At 41.5% G+C, this 15,105-nt stretch carries 10 protein-coding genes; all 10 read left to right on the top strand.

The window, feature by feature from the left end; genetic code table 11:
• Positions 1–106 precede the first annotated feature (106 nt).
• The 10 genes from RT138_RS09240 to RT138_RS09195 all read left to right on the top strand — a co-directional run bounded on the left by RT138_RS09240 (position 107) and on the right by RT138_RS09195 (position 15,103).
• Positions 107–1,327: a DUF5009 domain-containing protein gene (locus tag RT138_RS09240; RefSeq protein WP_313190441.1), complete on the top strand. Its 1,221-nt coding sequence runs from the start codon at positions 107–109 to the stop codon at positions 1,325–1,327.
• Between the two features lie 12 nt (positions 1,328–1,339).
• Positions 1,340–2,356, top strand: a complete 1,017-nt coding sequence (locus RT138_RS09235) for a glycoside hydrolase family 18 protein (RefSeq protein ID WP_313190440.1) — start codon at positions 1,340–1,342, stop codon at positions 2,354–2,356.
• Between the two features lie 84 nt (positions 2,357–2,440).
• The gene (locus RT138_RS09230; RefSeq protein ID WP_313190439.1) at positions 2,441–3,664 is read left to right on the top strand and encodes a VCBS repeat-containing protein; all 1,224 of its coding nucleotides are present in this window, start codon (positions 2,441–2,443) and stop codon (positions 3,662–3,664) included.
• Between the two features lie 153 nt (positions 3,665–3,817).
• Complete coding sequence (rplK, locus tag RT138_RS09225) at positions 3,818–4,261, top strand: 50S ribosomal protein L11 (protein WP_185211031.1); 444 nt, start codon at positions 3,818–3,820, stop codon at positions 4,259–4,261.
• A 22-nt stretch (positions 4,262–4,283) separates the two neighbouring features.
• Positions 4,284–4,982, top strand: a complete 699-nt coding sequence (gene rplA / locus RT138_RS09220) for a 50S ribosomal protein L1 (RefSeq protein WP_093098561.1) — start codon at positions 4,284–4,286, stop codon at positions 4,980–4,982.
• A 2-nt stretch (positions 4,983–4,984) separates the two neighbouring features.
• Positions 4,985–5,503 (top strand): 50S ribosomal protein L10, encoded by a 519-nt coding sequence (gene rplJ, locus RT138_RS09215; protein WP_093098563.1) that lies wholly within the window; start codon positions 4,985–4,987, stop codon positions 5,501–5,503.
• 82 nt (positions 5,504–5,585) lie between these two features.
• Positions 5,586–5,966, top strand: coding sequence for a 50S ribosomal protein L7/L12 (gene rplL / locus RT138_RS09210; protein WP_093098564.1), 381 nt, complete (start codon positions 5,586–5,588; stop codon positions 5,964–5,966).
• Positions 5,967–6,129: 163 nt separating this feature from the next.
• The gene (gene rpoB, locus RT138_RS09205; protein WP_185211030.1) at positions 6,130–9,939 is read left to right on the top strand and encodes a DNA-directed RNA polymerase subunit beta; all 3,810 of its coding nucleotides are present in this window, start codon (positions 6,130–6,132) and stop codon (positions 9,937–9,939) included.
• 73 nt (positions 9,940–10,012) lie between these two features.
• The gene (gene rpoC, locus RT138_RS09200; protein WP_313190438.1) at positions 10,013–14,290 is read left to right on the top strand and encodes a DNA-directed RNA polymerase subunit beta'; all 4,278 of its coding nucleotides are present in this window, start codon (positions 10,013–10,015) and stop codon (positions 14,288–14,290) included.
• A gap of 132 nt (positions 14,291–14,422) precedes the next feature.
• Positions 14,423–15,103 carry an MgtC/SapB family protein gene (locus RT138_RS09195; protein ID WP_313190437.1) on the top strand — a complete coding sequence of 227 codons (681 nt, stop codon included), beginning with the start codon at positions 14,423–14,425 and terminating at the stop codon, positions 15,101–15,103.
• Positions 15,104–15,105 lie beyond the last annotated feature (2 nt).

Below are 15,105 nucleotides of genomic sequence, written 5' to 3'. Positions count from 1 at the left end.
TAACGGAAGGATTGCTCTGCTCCGCTCGATAACCATCGAGATCCAGTACAAGACTCAAGTCCGATTCAATTTTGTATATTTAGGAATTGAATTACCTAAATTAAAGATGTCGAAGTCACCATCTATTCCTTCTTTCCCAGCGGAGCCTAAGAAATTACGGGTCCGTGCTATTGATATCATGCGGGGCCTTACCCTTTTTCTGATGTTGTTTGTCAATGATCTTTTTATGCCGGGGGTGCCGAAATGGCTTTTGCACACGGAAGCGGAGGTCGATGGCATGGGACTGGCTGATTGGGTATTCCCAGGTTTTCTATTTATGGTGGGTATGGCTATTCCCTATGCCGTTGCGGCAAGACGGAAAATTGGAGAGCCTACTTGGCAGATCTGGTTCCATATCATCAGTAGGTCGATCAGCTTGATCATCATTGGTCTGTTGGTGGTTAATTCCAGCAGCTTGAACCCGCAAATGACCGGTATGAACAAGCTATTATGGCTTGGGCTGGTCTACATCTGTATCTTTTTGATCTGGAACAACTATCCGAAGGATAGAAATAAGAACCTTTTTGTTGGACTGAAATTGTTGGGGATTGTAGGGCTACTTGGTTTGGCCTATGTATTCCGGGCTGGAACTCCCGAATCTCCAGCATGGTTTGAGAAGAGTTGGTGGGGCATTTTGGGGCAGATCGGATGGGGATATCTGGTGGCAGGTTCGGTCTATCTCCTCCTTAGGGATAAATTATGGGCAGCATTTTTGGCAATTGTCTTTTTCCTTTTTCTGAATGTAGCCTCCTTGAGCGGTTGGATTCCGCAAATGTTCTCTTTCCAGGAGTTCTTTGACGTTGTCCTGCATGGCAATGTGCCGATGATTGTCCTTTCCGGAATGGCAGCAACCCTGATTGTTAAGAAATATGCCACGGATTGGAAGAAGTTGGCCATTTATTTAGCTATGTACGGCCTTATTAGCTTGATTGCAGGCTTGATATTCCATCAATGGTTCATCGTCTCCAAGATTCAAGCGACTCCTTCCTGGGGCCTGCTTTGCAATGGCATCAGTATCCTGCTTTTTGTTTTGGTCTATTATTTTATTGATGTAAGGGGCAATAGCCGTTATAGCCGACTTTTTGAGTTGGCAGGTCAAAATTCACTAACTACCTATTTGGCTCCAGACCTGATCTATTTCTTGGTTTGGGGATTCGGAATTCCCTTGTTTTTCTACAAACAAGCTGATCACATGTGGTTAGCTGTATCAGGCTCCTTACTATGGGCTTATGCCATGCTATGGTTTGGTATCTTATTGAACCGTTTTGGAATAAAACTTAAACTATAATATTATATTACCATGAAAAGAAACCACACGAACAAGCTGATCCTAATGGCTCTGATTATGCTGTTTGCAGTTCCATTTACCTTGGTTGCACAGGGTAAGAAGCCTGTAATCATCGCTTATGTTACTTCGGGGAAAGGTCCGCTGCCTGATCCTAACCTGATCAGCCATATCAATTATGCCTTTGGCCATGTAAACGAGACCTTCAATGGTGTAAAAGTGGACAATCCAGCTAGACTGAAGGAGATCGTGACCTTAAAGAAGAAGCATCCGGACCTGAAGATCCTGTTGTCGATCGGTGGCTGGACCTCGGGACGTTTCAGTGAAATGGCGGCAGACAAGAACAATAGATTGGGCTTTGCGAAAGATTGCCAAAAGATCGTGAAGGAATTTGATCTGGATGGGATCGATATTGATTGGGAGTACCCAACCAGTGATGAAGCTGGGATCTCTTCTTCTCCTGACGACACCAAGAACTTTACGCTTTTGATGCATGATATCCGCAAGGCTATCGGACCGAAAAAGCTATTGACCTTGGCGACGATTGCTGATGGAAAGTATATTGATTTTAGAGCGATCGATAAGGATATTGATTTTGTAAATATCATGATGTATGATGTTTCGAAACCTCCATTGCAGCATAACAGTTTGTATAAATCGGATCTGGCTGGGCGTATTACCTTAGTTGAAGCCCTGCAGGCGCATATTGATGCCGGTGTTCCAAAAAGCAAATTGGTGATGGGTATTCCATTCTATGGAAGGGGAGATAAAGTTCAGGTCAGTGATTTTGTGATGTTCCGCAACATACCGAAGTTGACCCAGTTTAAAGAAAAATGGGATGATCAATCGAAAGTACCTTATCTCGTGGACAGCACCGGGAAGTTGGTCCTGACCTTTGAAAATGAGAAATCCATCAGGGAAAAAGCTGCTTATATAAAATCCCAAGGTATCCTTGGAGCCATGTATTGGGAATTTAAGGGTGATGATGATCAGTTGACCTTGAGCAAGGCGCTGTATGAAGGCCTGAAATAGGCTATACAAACAAATGTTGCTGTAAACTGTTGATATTAAGTAGTTATAGACACAATTTCTGTAAACCTTATAAAAAATAAGCTTATGATTATTCAAGATTTTAAACCCAAATATTTGGGACTTGCATTGATTTTCCTTGGCCTGAGCTCAGGAAATCATGTTTTTGCACAAGATAATGAGACCGCTTATTTTTCTGATGTTACGGAAGGCAGCATACCTTTGGATCCAAAAACGCATGCTTTGGATGTAGCTTTGGTCGATGTGAATGGAGATGGCGCATTGGATGCCATATTTGCACTGGAAATGTTGCCTAACCGCCTTTATATCAATGATGGTAATGGCAACTTTACCTGGATGAAGGATGTCTTTGCCAATGAGAACAATGATACAGAGCATGTCCGTGTAGCTGATATGGACAATGATGGTTTTGCAGATGTCATTTTTGTCGCAGAGGACAATAAGACCCATGAATACTATCTTGGGAATGGGGATGGAACCTTCCGGAATGTTTCGGACCGCCTATTGGGCAAGAGTGAAGGGAATGGCTTGGATATAGGTGATGTCAATGGAGATGGATTGCCCGATGTGGTCATCGGCAATACGGGAGAAGGGGCAAGGACCTTGGTTTGGTTAAATGACCCTAACAAACCAGGATATTTGGTTGATTCTCCTCCTGGCAGTATCCCTGACAACATGGATGAGGTGCAGTCGGTTAAGTTATTTGATGCCGATGGAGACGGAGACCTGGATATGGTACTGGCAACGGAGGCTCCGCCAAGCCGTCTGTATTTCAATGACGGGAAGGGAAAGTTTACCGAACAGGAAGGTGCATTGCAGACTAGCGAACCATTGCACAGTAGGGAGGTCATCGTTTTTGATGCCGATAAGGATGGAAAGAACGATATTTTCTTTGCGAACCTGACTAGCAATGGGGGTAAGAAAGAGCGGAACCCTACGGGACGCCTATTTATAAATAAAGGCGATGGGAAATTTGTCGATGAAACGGAGGCAAGGATCCCCGCCTATGAATTTTCAACTTATGCCTGTAATGTGATCGACTTTGATCGCGACGGAGATCTAGATATTATATTAAGTGCCTTGAAGATTCCGCCATTTGAGGCGATGCAGGTTCAGGCCTTGAAGAATGATGGTTCGGGCAAGTTCAGTTTTGCCACGGAGGAGGCCATTCCGAAGGTGACGGTGGAGCGAGCTTGGGGGATCGATGTGGGGGACGTGAATGGGGATAAGATTCCGGACCTGATGATCGGGGCTTGGGGGGACCAAGTGCGCTTATTACTAGGTAAATAAAAAAAGAAAAAATACTTTTTTATTATCAGATATTTAGTTATCTTTGCACCTCGTTTGGTTGCAAAACTATGTTTTGTTGCCATCGAGAATTAAATGTTACGTTATTGCTTCCAACTTACTAACAAACATTTAACAAATTAAATCACAGAAAAAATGGCAAAAGAAGTCAGTGCGTTAGTAAAATTACAAGTGAAGGGCGGAGCTGCGAATCCATCTCCACCGGTAGGACCTGCATTAGGTGCTAAAGGTGTGAACATTATGGATTTCTGTAAGCAATTTAACGCTCGTACGCAAGACAAACCAGGTCAAGTATTACCTGTTGTGATCACTGTATATGCCGACAAATCTTTTGATTTTATCATTAAAACTCCACCGGTAGCTGTTCAGTTAAAAGATGCAGCGAAGCTTAAGAGTGGATCGGGAGAGCCTAACCGTAAGAAAGTTGCTTCCATTTCATGGGATCAAGTAAAACAGATTGCGGAAGATAAGATGCCAGATTTGAATGCATTTACTGTAGAATCAGCTATGAGAATGGTTGCTGGTACAGCGCGTAGTATGGGTATCACTGTATCTGGTGATGCTCCTTGGAAAAATTAATTAACGAAATCAGTTTAAGAAAGTGGCTAGATTAACAAAAAATCAAAAAGCGGCACTATCCAAAATTGAAGCTGGTAAAGCATACTCTTTGAAAGAAGCTGCGGCTTTAGTAAAAGAGATCACCAACACCAAATTTGATGCTTCTGTGGATATCGACGTTCGTTTGGGCGTAGATCCTCGTAAAGCAAATCAAATGGTTCGTGGTATTGCAACATTGCCACACGGTACTGGTAAGACGGTACGTGTATTAGTTTTATGTACTCCTGACAAGGAAGAAGAAGCTAAGGCGGCAGGTGCAGACTACGTAGGTCTTGATGACTATATCAGCAAAATCGAAGGTGGTTGGACTGACGTTGACATTATCATCACAATGCCTAGTGTTATGGCGAAAGTAGGTAAATTGGGTCGTATTTTAGGTCCAAGAAACTTAATGCCTAACCCTAAAACAGGAACAGTAACTCCAGAAGTTGGAAAAGCTGTGACTGAGGTAAAAGCTGGTAAGATCGACTTCAAGGTTGACAAAACAGGTATCATCCACACTTCAGTTGGTAAAGTGTCTTTCGACGCAGATAAAATCTATGACAACGCATTAGAAGTGTTACAAACAATTTCACGTTTGAAACCGTCTGCAGCAAAAGGAACGTACTTCAAGAGTATTCACATTTCTTCAACTATGAGTCCTAGTATTCATATTGAAACTAAATCAGTAGCAGGAATTTAATCATGAGAAAAGAACTTAAACATGAAATTGTTGAAGCTTTAGCAGAACAGATTAAATCTTACGGTAATTTTTATATTGCTGACACTGCTAATCTGACTGTAGAAAAGGTGAATAATATTCGTCGTAAATGTTTCGAGCAGGGAATCGAGATTAAGGTTGTGAAAAACACCTTGATTAAGAAAGCGTTGTTAGAGGCGGGTGTAGATTCAGAAGAGATCTTTGGCGTATTAAAAGGAGCTTCAACCCTTATGTTTTCCGAAACAGGGAATGCTCCAGCGAAATTGATCAAACAATTACGTAAAGAAGGTGACAAGCCAGTATTAAAAGCAGCATACATACAAGAGACTGCTTTTGTAGGCGACAACCAACTTGACGCATTAGTGACCCTTAAATCTAAGGAAGAACTTATTGCAGACGTTATTGCTTTACTTCAATCTCCTGCGAAGAATGTTATTTCTGCGCTTCAATCAGGCGGAAATACAATTTCAGGCTTAGTAAAAGCTTTAGAAGAAAGAGGCTAACGAACCCTCAGTTTAATAACAAACGTTCGTTAAATTTTAATTAACAATTTTTTTAAAAGAACATTCAAAAATTCAAAATAAAATGGCAGATTTAAAACAACTTGCTGAACAGTTAGTTAACTTAACAGTAAAAGAAGTTAAAGAATTAGCTGATATCTTAAAAGACGAATACGGTATTGAGCCTGCTGCTGCTGCTGTAGCTGTTGCTGCTGCTCCTGGTGCTGGTGACGGTGCTGCTGCTGCTGAAGAGAAAACATCTTTCGATGTAATCTTGAAAGAAGCTGGTGGCCAGAAATTAGCTGTCGTAAAATTAGTTAAAGATTTAGCTGGTTTAGGTTTGAAAGAAGCAAAAGACTTAGTTGACGGTGCACCTAAAGAATTAAAAACTGGTGTTTCTAAAGACGAAGCTGAAGCTTTGAAAAAACAATTAGAAGAAGCTGGAGCTGTTGTTGAGATTAAGTAATCTCGCATAAGGCACCAAAAACTTAGACTCTGATAGTCCAAATCTATCAGAGTCTATTCCTGTTTATAAATATAGTGTATGGATCAAGCCCCTGCTGATGCTTGATCGGAAGACGGAATCAGCAGATGTTAGCTCAGTTTTTTAAAACTAAATTCTTATTCCCTTGGCAAACAATAATATTCAAAAAGAAAGAGTAAATTTTGCGACAAGTAAGAAGGTAATTGATTATCCGGATTTCTTGGACGTACAATTAGAGTCTTTCAAGGAGTTTTTTCAATTAGAGACTACTTCTGACAACCGCCATCAGGAAGGGCTTTACAAGGTTTTCGCAGAAAACTTCCCTATTTCTGATTCAAGAAACATCTTTGTGCTAGAGTTTTTGGATTATTTCATTGATCCACCGCGTTACGATATCCAAGAGTGTATTGAACGTGGATTGACTTATAGCGTACCTTTAAAGGCTAAATTGAAGTTGTCTTGTAATGATGAAGAACACGAAGATTTCGAAACCATTGTACAAGACGTGTACTTAGGAACTATTCCGTACATGACTCCAAAAGGTACTTTCGTAATCAATGGAGCTGAACGTGTTATCGTTTCTCAATTGCACCGTTCCCCTGGTGTGTTCTTTGGTCAAAGTAGACATACCAATGGTACTAAACTTTATTCTGCTAGGGTTATTCCTTTTAAAGGTTCTTGGATCGAGTTTGCAACAGACGTGAACAACGTGATGTATGCCTACATCGATCGTAAGAAAAAATTCCCAGTTACTACCTTGTTACGTGCAATCGGTTTCGATTCGGATAAGGAAATCTTAGAACTTTTCGACCTTGCAGATGAAGTAAAAGTTAGTAAATCTGGATTGAAGAAATACGTTGGTCGTCGTTTAGCGGCTAGGGTATTGAACAAATGGACAGAAGATTTCGTGGACGAAGATACAGGAGAAGTAGTATCCATCGACCGTAACGAGATCATCCTTGAACGTGAAACCATATTAGAAGAAGACCACATTGACCTGATCATCGACGCTGGAGTGAAATCCATTATCCTGACCAAGGAAGATGAGTCAAACAATGCGGACTATTCGATTATATATAACACTTTACAAAAAGATACTTCCAACTCAGAGAAAGAAGCGGTAGAGCATATCTATCGTCAATTGCGTAACGCAGAACCACCTGATGAGGAAACTGCACGTGGTATCATTGACCGTTTGTTCTTCTCGGATAAACGTTACGATTTAGGTGATGTGGGTAGATACCGTATCAACCGTAAATTGAAACTTGATACTCCGTCGGATACAAAAGTATTGACCCGTGAAGATATCATCGCTATCGTGAAGTACTTGATCAACCTGATCAACTCGAAAGCAGAGGTGGATGATATCGACCACTTATCTAACCGTCGTGTTCGTACGGTTGGTGAGCAATTATATGCGCAATTCGGTGTAGGTCTAGCTCGTATGGCTCGTACCATCCGTGAGCGTATGAACATTCGTGATAACGAGGTGTTTACGCCTACTGACTTGATTAATGCGCGTACATTGTCATCAGTGATCAACTCATTCTTCGGAACGAACCAGTTATCACAGTTCATGGATCAAACCAACCCATTGGCTGAGATTACGCACAAACGTCGTCTATCAGCTTTAGGTCCAGGTGGTCTTTCAAGAGAGCGTGCCGGTTTCGAGGTACGTGACGTTCACTATACGCACTACGGTCGTTTGTGTACAATTGAAACTCCAGAGGGTCCAAACATTGGTTTGATTTCTTCATTGTCAGTTCACGCGAAAATCAATAACCTAGGATTTATCGAAACTCCATACCGTATCGTTTCTGATGGTAAGGTGGTAGTGGATAAGCCAGTTGTTTATTTGTCAGCTGAAGATGAAGACGATAAGACAATTGCGCAAGCAAATGCTCTTTATGATGATAAAGGTAATTTCTTAGACGCTAAAGTAAAAGCTAGATATGAGGGTGACTTCCCGATTATTGAACCTGAGAAATTAGACTATATGGACGTTTCTCCGAACCAGATTACATCAATCGCGGCTTCATTGATTCCTTTCTTGGAGCATGATGATGCCAACCGTGCATTGATGGGTTCCAACATGCAACGTCAAGCAGTTCCTTTGTTGCGTCCGCAAGCACCGGTTGTAGGTACTGGATTGGAAGCTCGTGTAGCGAAAGATTCCCGTACGTTGATCAACGCAGAAGGAAACGGAACAGTAGAATATGTAGATGCACAAGAAATTCACATCCGTTACGATAGAAACGACAACGATCGTTTGGTATCATTCGATGATGATGTGAAAGCATATAGATTGACCAAGTTCAAGAAAACCAACCAAAATACCTGTATCAACTTGAAACCGATCGTTACGAAAGGACAAAGAGTTGAAAAAGGTCAGGTATTATGTGAAGGCTATGCAACCGAAGATGGTGAATTGGCATTAGGTAGAAACTTGAAAGTGGCATTCATGCCTTGGCAAGGATACAACTTTGAGGATGCGATCGTAATCTCTGAGCGTGTAGTATCTCAGGATTTATTCACTTCATTACACATTGAAGAATTCGAACTTGAAGTTCGTGATACTAAACGTGGTGAAGAGGAATTAACAGCTGATATTCCTAACGTTTCAGAAGAAGCTACGAAAGACCTTGATGAAAACGGTATTATCCGTGTTGGTGCTGAGGTTGGCGAAGGTGATATCTTAATTGGTAAGATCACTCCTAAGGGAGAATCTGACCCTTCACCAGAAGAGAAGTTATTACGTGCAATCTTTGGTGACAAAGCTGGTGATGTGAAGGATGCTTCATTGAAAACTCCACCATCAATCAAAGGTGTGGTTATCGATACGAAGTTATTCTCTCGTGCGAAGAAAATGTCTAAAGAAGTTGAACGTAAAGCTTTAGAGAAACTAGAAGTTGCTCACGATAGAAACATCAAGATTCTTAAAGATCGTTTGGTTGAGAAATTATTCACGATCGTAAATGGTAAGACCTCTCAAGGTATTTACAATGTTTACAAAGAATTATTGGTAGCTAAGGGCGCTAAGTTTACTCAAAAGATCCTTACTGATCTTGACTATAACAACGTTAATCCTACAGGATGGACTACTGATGATGACAAGAATGACATGATCAAACTTGCATTGCACAACTACAACATTAAAGTTAATGAGGAGTTAGGTGCATTCAAGCGTGAGAAATTTGCAATCTCTGTCGGTGATGAGCTTCCATCGGGTATCGTTCAGATGGCGAAGGTATATGTTGCCAAAAAACGTAAGCTGAAAGTAGGAGATAAGATGGCGGGACGTCACGGTAACAAAGGTATTGTTGCACGTATTGTACGTGATGAGGACATGCCTTTCTTAGAAGACGGAACTCCAGTTGATATCGTGTTGAACCCACTAGGGGTACCTTCGCGTATGAACCTTGGACAGATCTATGAAACTGTATTAGGCTGGGCAGGACAAAAATTAGGTGTTAAATTCGCTACTCCGATCTTTGACGGTGCAGAAATGGACCAAGTAGAAGAGTGGGTTGAGAAAGCAGGATTACCTAAGTCAGGTCGTACTTACCTATATAATGGATTGACAGGTGATCGTTTTGACCAACCTACAACAGTTGGAGTAATCTACATGTTGAAATTAGGACACATGGTTGATGATAAGATGCACGCACGTTCAATTGGACCATACTCGTTGATTACTCAACAACCATTAGGTGGTAAGGCACAGTTCGGTGGTCAGCGTTTCGGTGAGATGGAGGTTTGGGCGTTAGAGGCATTCGGTGCTTCCAACATCCTACAAGAGATCTTGACTGTTAAATCTGATGATGTTGTAGGTCGTGCGAAAACTTACGAGGCAATCGTAAAAGGAAACAACCTGCCAACTCCATCGGTACCAGAATCGTTCAACGTATTGGTACACGAGCTACGCGGATTAGGTTTAGATATCACATTAGATTAATCAAGCAAATTGAGCTTAAGAAGGTGCATAACCTTCTTAAGCTTTCACATACAGCTTTAACTTTTTACTAAGTATGTCTTACAAAAAAGATAACAAAATCAAAAGTAACTTTACATCGATTACGATCAGCTTAGCTTCTCCAGAAACTATTTTGGAGCGTTCAAGTGGTGAGGTTACTAAACCAGAAACTATCAACTACCGTACTTATAAACCAGAACGTGATGGTCTATTCTGTGAGCGTATTTTCGGTCCAGTAAAAGACTACGAATGTCACTGTGGTAAGTACAAGCGTATCCGTTATAAAGGGATCGTTTGTGACCGTTGTGGTGTTGAAGTTACAGAGAAGAAAGTACGTCGTGAGCGTATGGGACACATCAACTTGGTGGTTCCGGTTGCTCATATCTGGTACTTCCGTTCTCTACCTAACAAAATTGGTTATTTATTAGGCCTTCCAACGAAGAAGTTGGATATGATCATCTACTACGAGAGATACGTGGTTATCCAAGCTGGTATCAAAGAAGAAGATGGTATTTCATACATGGATTTCTTGACAGAAGAGGAATATCTAGATATCTTGGATACCCTTCCAAAAGAAAACCAATACTTGGATGACAATGATCCTCAGAAATTCATCGCTAAGATGGGTGCAGAGGCATTGGAAGATTTGTTGAAACGTCTAGACTTAGACCAATTGTCATACGATCTTCGTCACCAAGCAGCGAACGAAACTTCACAGCAACGTAAGAATGAGGCGTTGAAACGTCTTCATGTTGTTGAGGCTTTCCGTGGTGCTAATGATCATATCGAAAACCGTCCGGAATGGATGATCGTTAAGATCGTACCTATTATCCCACCAGAGTTACGTCCTTTAGTTCCTTTGGATGGTGGTCGTTTTGCGACTTCAGACTTAAATGACCTTTACCGTCGTGTAATTATCCGTAACAACCGTTTGAAGCGTTTGATCGAGATCAAAGCTCCAGAGGTAATCTTACGTAACGAGAAACGTATGCTTCAAGAAGCTGTTGACTCGTTATTCGATAACTCACGTAAGGTAAATGCTGTTAAGACTGAAGGTAACCGTGCTTTAAAATCTTTATCGGATATCCTTAAAGGTAAGCAAGGTCGTTTCCGTCAGAACTTATTAGGTAAGCGTGTTGACTACTCGGCTCGTTCGGTAATCGTCGTTGGTCCTCACTTGAAATTACACGAGTGTGGTCTTCCTAAAGATATGGCTGCTGAGCTTTACAAACCGTTTATCATCCGTAAGATGATCGAAAGGGGAATCGTAAAGACAGTTAAGTCAGCGAAGAAAATCGTAGATCGCAAAGATCCAGTAGTATGGGATATCCTTGAGAACGTGTTGAAAGGTCACCCAGTATTACTAAACCGTGCACCTACGCTTCACCGTTTGGGTATTCAGGCTTTCCAACCAACCTTAGTTGAGGGTAAAGCGATCCAATTACACCCATTAGTGTGTACAGCGTTCAACGCCGATTTCGACGGTGACCAGATGGCAGTTCACTTACCATTAGGTAATGCTGCAATTTTGGAAGCCCAAATCTTGATGTTGGCAGCACACAACATTCTTAACCCTGCAAACGGTTCACCAGTTACAGTACCATCTCAAGACATGGTATTGGGTCTTTACTATATTACCAAAGGCCGTAAGACTGATGACAAGCTTGTGATGAAAGGTGAAGGAAGTACTTTCTATTCAGCAGAAGAGGTAATCATTGCCTTGAACGAAGCAAAAGTAGATCTTCACTCCTTTATCAAGGTTAAAGCTCGCGTTAAGACTAAAGAAGGAGAGTTCAAAGATCAAATCATTGAAACGACTGTAGGTCGTGTGATCTTCAACCAAATCGTTCCAGAAGAGGTAGGATACATCAATGAACTATTGACCAAGAAGTCACTTCGTAATGTCATTGGAGAGATCGTGAAGAACACGGGTATGGCTCGTGCAGCGAAATTCTTGGATGACATGAAAGAATTAGGATTCCAAACAGCATTCAAAGGTGGTCTATCGTTCAACCTTCAAGATTTGAACATTCCTGCTGCGAAAGCTGATTTGATCACTCAAGCTACAAACGAAGTTGAAGAAGTAATGAACAACTATAACATGGGTTTCATTACGAACAACGAACGTTATAACCAAATCATCGATATCTGGACACGTATCAACAACAAGTTGACTGCGCACGTTATGGATATCCTTTCGAACGATAACCAAGGTTTCAACTCTGTATACATGATGTTGGATTCTGGAGCTCGTGGATCGAAAGAGCAGATCCGTCAGTTATGCGGTATGCGTGGTTTGATGGCGAAACCTCAGAAATCTGGTACTTCAGGTGGTGAGATTATTGAAAACCCGATCCTTTCAAACTTCAAAGAAGGTTTGTCGGTATTGGAGTACTTTATCTCTACCCACGGTGCTCGTAAAGGTCTTGCCGATACAGCGTTGAAAACAGCCGATGCGGGTTACTTAACTCGTCGTTTACATGATGTTGCTCAGGATATGATTGTTGTTGAGCAAGACTGTAACGGTTTACGCGGTATCTATACTACAGCGCTTAAGGATAATGATGATATCGTTGAACCATTGTACGACCGTATTTTAGGACGTACGCCATTGAACGATGTTGTTCATCCGGAGACTAACGAATTGATCGTTGCTGCAAATGATGATATCACGGAAGAAGTTGCTGAGGCAATCGAGAATGCAGGAATTGAAGGAGTTGAAATCCGTTCTGTATTAACTTGTGAGTCTAAGCGTGGAGTTTGTGCATGTTGTTACGGACGTAACTTAGCGTCAGGTAAACGTGTTCAATTAGGTGAAGCTGTTGGTGTAATTGCTGCTCAGTCAATCGGTGAGCCAGGTACACAGTTGACACTTCGTACATTCCACGTCGGTGGTACGGCATCTAACATTGCTGCTGAATCTTCGATCATCTCTAAATACGATGGTAAAATCGAATTTGAGAACGTTCGTACAGTAGAAAAAGAAGGTGAATTCGGTCCTTACCAAGTTGTATTGGGTCGTTCAGGAGAGATTAAGGTTGTAAATGACGATAAGAAAGTCCTTTACCAACAAATCATCCCTTACGGATCGAACCTATACGTGAAAGAAGGAGAGAAAGTGGATAAAGGAACCAAGTTGGTAGACTGGGATCCATACAACGCTGTAATTATCTCTGAATTTGCAGGTAAGGTAGAATTTGATGCGATTATCGAAGGTATTACTTACCGTGAGGAATCTGATGAACAAACTGGACACAAAGAGAAGGTGATCATCGAGACTCGTGATAAGACTAAAAACCCTACGATCAAAGTATTGGATAACAAAGGCGAAATCATTCGTTCATACAACATTCCAGTAGGAGCACACGTTTCGGTATCTGATGGCCAAAAAGTGAAAGAAGGTGCGATCTTAGTTAAGATCCCTCGTTCTACAGGTAAGACCCGAGATATTACGGGTGGTCTTCCTCGTGTAACAGAGTTGTTCGAGGCTCGTAATCCTTCAAACCCAGCGGTTGTTACTGAAATTGACGGTGTTGTAACTTTAGGTGGTGTTAAGCGTGGTAACCGTGAGATTTCGATCGAGTCCCGTGACGGACAAGTGAAGAAATACTTAGTACCACTTTCTAAACACATCTTGGTACAGGATAATGACTTTATCAAAGCGGGTATGCCACTTTCAGACGGTCAGATTTCCCCTTCGGACATCTTATCGATCAAAGGTCCTTCTGCAGTTCAGGAATACATTGTAAATGGTATCCAAGAGGTTTACCGTCTACAAGGTGTGAAAATCAACGATAAACACTTCGAAACCATCGTTCACCAAATGATGCAGAAAGTGAATATCGAAGATCCAGGAGATACTCGTTTCTTAGAAAAAGAAGCTGTTAACAAATGGGATTTCATGGAAGAAAACGATTCACTTTACGACAAGAAAGTGGTTGTAGATGCAGGTGATTCTAAATCATTGCGTCCAGGACAGATCGTAAACCTTCGTAAATTACGTGAAGAAAACTCTAGCTTGAAACGTCAAGACTTGAAATTAGTGGAAGTGCGTGATGCTATTCCAGCTACCTCTAGTCCATTGTTGCAAGGTATTACCAGAGCTTCATTAGGTACGAAGTCATTTATCTCTGCTGCTTCCTTCCAGGAAACTACCAAAGTATTGAACGAAGCTGCTATCGCAGGTAAACGTGATAACTTGTTAGGATTGAAAGAAAACGTAATTGTTGGTCACTTAATCCCTTCAGGAACAGGTTTACGCCAATACAGCAACATCATCGTAGGTTCTCGTGAAGAATACGATCAGTTGTTGGCTTCTAAAGAAGAAGATTAATATCGAAAGATTTAGGAATTAACCTTCCTAAAGGATATATAAAAAGCTCGGCTCCTGTAGCCGAGCTTTTTTGTTTTTGGGAGAATTAAAGATTTTTATTAACAATTTCATATTATATTTGTTCCTCTGATTATGACTGACATCGCATCTATCGACTTTATCATCACTCAACTTGTATGGGATTGGAATGACTTGTTGAAAGCCGTATTATCACTTTGTGCCGGATTTGTATTGGGATTTGAGCGCGAGTGGAAGGATAAGTCGGCTGGTTTCAAGACCATTTCCATTATCTGTCTGGGGAGTACCCTGTTTTCCTTGCTATCCTTTAAATTGGGTGCTGGAGAATCGGAGGATGCCACTCGGATAGCCTCGTACGTGGTTTCAGGGATTGGTTTCCTAGGTGCTGGGGTAATCTTCAAAGATGGGGTGAATGTGAATGGATTGACTACCGCCAGTATTATCTGGATGTCAGCAGCCATTGGAATGGCCATCGGTTTTGGAGTCTATGTCATTGCGGCCATTTTCTTGCTCGCATGTTTTGCCATTATTGTTTCGGGACCCTTATTGAACAAATATGTGATCCACAACATCGTGCGCTTGGTGAGTGTCAGTATGAAAAGGGAGGACCTGGATGCCAAGGATCAGTTGCTGACAGATATCAGGCCGCTTTCTAAGCATGTGAAAATAAAAAAGCAGACCATGTCTGCCGATTTATTGACCATCGAGCTTGAGGTGCTGATCGATAAGCGGAATATCCGCAAGTTTGAAAGATCTATTCTTGAAAACAAACAATTGGTCGAGATCAGTCTGTAGCA

The sequence above is a fragment of the Sphingobacterium sp. genome (assembly GCF_032065005.1).
Classification (GTDB): Bacteria; Bacteroidota; Bacteroidia; order Sphingobacteriales; family Sphingobacteriaceae; genus Sphingobacterium.
Note: the sequence above shows the minus strand (reverse complement) of the source record. Positions and strands in the feature narration are given on the sequence as shown.

What these genes read in the sequence shown, in the direction of transcription:
- RT138_RS09240 (WP_313190441.1), top strand. Translation starts at nt 107, where the DNA reads ATGTCGAAGTCACCATCTATTCCTTCTTTCCCAGCGGAGCCTAAGAAA.
- RT138_RS09235 (WP_313190440.1), top strand. Translation starts at nt 1,340, where the DNA reads ATGAAAAGAAACCACACGAACAAGCTGATCCTAATGGCTCTGATTATG.
- RT138_RS09230 (WP_313190439.1), top strand. Translation starts at nt 2,441, where the DNA reads ATGATTATTCAAGATTTTAAACCCAAATATTTGGGACTTGCATTGATT.
- rplK (WP_185211031.1), top strand. Translation starts at nt 3,818, where the DNA reads ATGGCAAAAGAAGTCAGTGCGTTAGTAAAATTACAAGTGAAGGGCGGA.
- rplJ (WP_093098563.1), top strand. Translation starts at nt 4,985, where the DNA reads ATGAGAAAAGAACTTAAACATGAAATTGTTGAAGCTTTAGCAGAACAG.
- rplL (WP_093098564.1), top strand. Translation starts at nt 5,586, where the DNA reads ATGGCAGATTTAAAACAACTTGCTGAACAGTTAGTTAACTTAACAGTA.
- rpoC (WP_313190438.1), top strand. Translation starts at nt 10,013, where the DNA reads ATGTCTTACAAAAAAGATAACAAAATCAAAAGTAACTTTACATCGATT.
- RT138_RS09195 (WP_313190437.1), top strand. Translation starts at nt 14,423, where the DNA reads ATGACTGACATCGCATCTATCGACTTTATCATCACTCAACTTGTATGG.